This is a genomic window from Pseudomonas sp. PIC25 (genome assembly GCF_002286785.1).
Classification (GTDB): Bacteria; Pseudomonadota; Gammaproteobacteria; order Pseudomonadales; family Pseudomonadaceae; genus Pseudomonas_M.
Genome location: NZ_MUJY01000016.1, coordinates 1 through 1,742, shown reverse-complemented (window position 1 = coordinate 1,742; position 1,742 = coordinate 1). Strand labels below are relative to the sequence as shown.

Genomic DNA, 1,742 nt, shown 5'->3' with positions numbered 1-1,742 from the left:
GCATTCTTGGCCAAGACACCGGAGCGGGTTATTTCATATTTCAGGCATGCGCCCGTACAGTACGCAGCTTAGATCGTGTATTTGATTGCCTGGTTAATAAACCGGGTATGCGATGAAGCCTACACCACCACAACGGTTGGTAGAGTTTGCAGGATTGTAAATGGCGGTAGCTTTGGCTATATGGATAGACAAGCCTATGCGCAATTTATTTATAGATATTTAAGTGACTCTATAGATAAAGAAAACCTAAAGAGCTTCGAAACGCCAAGAGGAAACATGCAAGTCAATTATGCGAGAATCTCATGAATTACAAAGCGCTCCTTCTAACAATAGCACCTCTATTCGCCTTTGCTAGTAATGCACAAGAAGCAAAACAAATAGAAAAAAAAGCTTTTCCGGCTGAGATTATTAATAGAATCACTACCTATGAAAGTATATCCAAGGATGAAATATCCTCATTAGAAGATGGTGTAATACGCTGGGGGGATTCAAACTATATAGGCGCCTTAATAAACAAATCGCAAAATGAATGCCGAATCTATACCTATAGCCGAGAAGGAGATATTGCAGCCCTATCTCTATACCCAGACTGTAAGTTTATTGATGGTGTCAAGCTCAGCCATGCTAGAAAAAAAGAGATGCCGGACATCATATTCAAAATGTCCTTATCTTCAGGAAACATATCTGGCCCCGTAGAGCATTATGTTGTAGCGGTGTTTGATGATCAGAAAGGAAAATATTGTGAAAGCCAAAGCATAGCAGCTTGGTATCAGATTGGCATTCTGTCAAATATACCGGAAACTTTTGATATCTCTTGCCCTGCTTTTACTAACAAAAACAGAGTCGAACTAAAACTCAATGACCCTCATAATCCAAGTACTATAGTTGCGTGCAAGGATGATCAATGCGCCCCAGTTAGTCTACCCCAATTATTAATAAACGATATAAAAGATGGGTATAGTGAGCTTTCAATAGATTACATTACATCAAGCAGTCATCCTGAGTTAGTAGCCACAAACGCTGTAGAAGGCTCTATCAATCGTTGCTCAGTTGTCTATCAATACAATGAGAACTCAGGCACCTTATCCCGCCTAGAAATAAAACCGGGGCCGATTTGCAATTACAAAAAGTATCAGGATTATTTGGTTAGTAGCTATCGAGACGGCGCAAAATGGTTTGAAGATATCTATAAGATAAGTCAAGGAGGTATCAATATAGAACTCTCCGATAGTTGTGTTGGATGTGAGCAAGTTAGCAGGATTTTCCATAAAGATGGCAGTAAATTACTTGTTTCAGATGCCGCTAACTTCATGGAGCGGAAACCACTTACTTCTGAGGTTACAGTAGAGCGCGCGCCTCTTTATTCTAGCCCCGAAGAGAAAGCACGAACCAAGATGTATTTAATAAAGAACGATAAAGTCACACTCCTAGATTACTCTGCATCAGATTCAGACGAATGCTGGTATCTGACGCGCTATAAGACAGCCACAGAAAAAAATATCGAAAAATGGCTTAAATGTGAGTATCTTAAAACTAAAAAATGAAATCAATTTTCTTTCTCAGCGTAGGTCTCGCGCTCACCCTCTACGGGGGCAATACCTATTCCGCCACTCCGGAATTTTGCGACAGCATTAAGACTGAAGACGGCGGCCGCAAAAACTGAGTGCAACACCTGACCTTTCCGGTACGGTGCTGCCCCTATGTCTTATTCCGAACTCAGCGTCGAAGAGCGCGCCACCATT

At 41.3% G+C, this 1,742-nt stretch carries 1 protein-coding gene; it reads left to right on the top strand.

All coding sequences use genetic code 11. The features are described 5' to 3' along the window. Positions 1–302 precede the first annotated feature (302 nt). The gene (locus tag BZL41_RS27665) at positions 303–1,544 is read left to right on the top strand and encodes a hypothetical protein (RefSeq protein WP_143517991.1); all 1,242 of its coding nucleotides are present in this window, start codon (positions 303–305) and stop codon (positions 1,542–1,544) included. The last annotated feature ends 198 nt before the right edge of the window (positions 1,545–1,742 follow it).